Source organism: Streptomyces griseus subsp. griseus, from assembly GCF_000720255.1.
Classification (GTDB): Bacteria; Actinomycetota; Actinomycetes; order Streptomycetales; family Streptomycetaceae; genus Streptomyces; species Streptomyces griseus_I.
The window spans coordinates 1-1,109 of record NZ_JOJE01000133.1 but is presented as its reverse complement, the minus strand read 5'-3'; the positions used below and the strand labels follow the sequence as shown (position 1 = coordinate 1,109).

Below are 1,109 nucleotides of genomic sequence, written 5' to 3'. Positions count from 1 at the left end.
AGCGGCTGTGCAGCCGGTCCTATCGTTCCCGCACCGTGCCGGACTCCCAGGCCCAGGCGGCGATCTCGACCCGGTTGCGGGCGTCGATCTTCTGCTGGATGTTGGCCAGGTGGGTCTTGACCGTGGACAGTGACACCACGAGTTGGTCGCAGATCCAGCGCGGTGTGCACGTAGTCGTCCTGGTCGAACGTGGTGATCACCACGACCCGCATCGGGTTGTGGACGCCGGGTCCGGCCAGCGCGCGGGTGACGTCCAGGCCGTCCAGCTTCGGCATCCGGATGTCGACCAGGCACACGTCCGGCCGCAGCCGGCGGGCGAGTTCCACGCAGGCGGCGCCGTCGGCGGCCTCGCCGACCACCTCGATGCCGGGCTGGGCGCCGAGGATCAGCCGGAAGCCCCCCGGACCATGTCCTGGTCGTCCGCGATCAGTACGCGGATCACCGTGTCGTTCACGCCGGTGATCCTGCCATGGCGGCCGGCATCGGGAAGTCGGCGGTCACCCGCCAGCCGCCGTCGTCGGTGGGGGCGGCGGTCAGCGCGCCCTCCACCGCTTCGACGCGTTCGCGCAGGCCGACCAGTCCGAAGCCGCCACGTCCGCCGACCGGGCCGGGGTGGCGTGCGGCCGGTGCCGTGTTGTGCACCTCGACCCGCAGCCGTGGCCCGTCCATGTCGACCCGTACGGCCACTACGGCGCCGTGCGCGTGGCGGCGCACGTTGGTCAGGGCCTCCTGCACGACTCGGTGCACGGAGGTCTCCACCTCGGGGGCGAGACGCGCCTCGCGGGCCGCCGCGGCGACGTGCAGCTGGACGTCGGCTTCGTCTTCTGAGAACGCCGAGACCAGACGGGCGAGTTCCGCCCACACCTCGCCGGGCCGGATGCCCTCGTGGTCGTCCTCGCGCAGGACCCGCACCAGGCGGCGCATCGAGTCCAGCGTCTCCGATCCGGACCGGGTGATGTTCTCCAGCAGCGGTCCGACCTGTTCCGGTGCGGTGTGCTGGAGTGCCAGCGCGGCGTTGGCCTGGACGATGATGCCGGTGACGTGGTGGGCGACGAAGTCGTGCAGGTCGTGGGCGAGTTCCAGGCGCTGACGCTGGCGTACGGCGGCGA

1 protein-coding gene and 1 pseudogene are annotated in these 1,109 nt (G+C 71.8%); both read right to left on the bottom strand.

The window, feature by feature from the left end; translation table 11 throughout:
* Nucleotides 1-19 precede the first annotated feature (19 nt).
* A pseudogene (locus IG99_RS43450) lies at nt 20-409 on the bottom strand (response regulator transcription factor).
* 41 nt (nt 410-450) lie between these two features.
* Nucleotides 451-1,109 (bottom strand): sensor histidine kinase (locus IG99_RS43445; RefSeq protein ID WP_037684560.1); only part of this gene is annotated, 659 nt, incomplete at its 5' end.